The following is a 1,194-nucleotide window of genomic DNA, read 5'->3' on the forward strand; positions in this document are numbered from 1 at the left end:
CATGGCCAAGGGAAAATTCGAGCGCACCAAGCCCCACGTGAACGTGGGAACGATCGGTCACGTGGATCACGGCAAGACGACGCTGACGGCGGCGCTGACGAAGATCGGCGCGGAGAAGTTCGGTGGCGAGTTCAAGGCCTACGACGCGATCGACGCGGCGCCTGAGGAGAAGGCGCGCGGGATCACGATCTCGACGGCGCACGTGGAATACGAGAGCGAGAACCGTCATTACGCGCACGTGGACTGCCCGGGCCACGCCGACTACGTGAAGAACATGATCACGGGTGCGGCGCAGATGGACGGCGCGATCCTGGTGTGCTCGGCGGCCGACGGCCCGATGCCGCAGACGCGCGAGCACATCCTGCTGGCCCGCCAGGTGGGCGTGCCGTACATCGTGGTCTACCTGAACAAGGCGGACATGGTGGACGACGCCGAGCTGCTGGAGCTGGTGGAGATGGAAGTGCGCGAGCTGCTGTCCAAGTACGAGTTCCCGGGCGACGACACCCCGATCGTGACCGGTTCGGCGCTCAAGGCGCTGGAAGGCGACGAGAGCGAGATCGGCGTGCCGTCGATCGTGAAGCTGGTCGAGGCGCTGGACAGCTACATCCCGCAGCCGGAGCGCGACGTGGACAAGGCGTTCCTGATGCCGGTGGAGGACGTGTTCAGCATCTCGGGTCGCGGCACGGTGGTGACCGGTCGCATCGAGCGCGGGATCATCAAGGTGGGCGACGAGATCGAGATCGTGGGCATCCGTCCGACGGTCAAGACGACGGTGACGGGCGTGGAGATGTTCCGCAAGCTGCTGGATCAGGGCCAGGCGGGCGACAACGCGGGCCTGCTGCTGCGCGGCACCAAGCGCGACGAGGTGGAGCGCGGTCAGGTGCTGGCCAAGCCGGGTTCGATCACGCCGCACACGGACTTCGACGCCGAGGTGTACGTGCTGAGCAAGGACGAGGGCGGTCGCCACACGCCGTTCTTCAAGGGTTACCGCCCGCAGTTCTACTTCCGGACCACGGACATCACCGGCGCGGTGGAGCTGCCCGAGGGCGTGGAGATGGTGATGCCGGGCGACAACGTGAAGATGAAGGTGAGCCTGATCAACCCGGTGGCGATGGACGAGGGCCTGCGCTTCGCGATCCGCGAGGGCGGCCGCACGGTCGGCGCCGGCGTGGTGTCCAAGATCACCAAGTAAGG

At 66.5% G+C, this 1,194-nt stretch carries 1 protein-coding gene; it reads left to right on the forward strand.

All coding sequences use genetic code 11. The features are described 5' to 3' along the window. Nucleotide 1: 1 nt before the first annotated feature. A complete protein-coding gene (gene tuf / locus ABD970_RS12305; RefSeq protein ID WP_345295824.1) occupies nt 2-1,192 on the forward strand; it encodes an elongation factor Tu in 1,191 nt (396 codons plus the stop codon). Nucleotides 1,193-1,194: the final 2 nt, after the last annotated feature.

Origin of the sequence: Luteimonas vadosa (assembly GCF_039543545.1) — a bacterium.
Lineage (GTDB): Bacteria > Pseudomonadota > Gammaproteobacteria > Xanthomonadales > Xanthomonadaceae > Luteimonas > Luteimonas vadosa.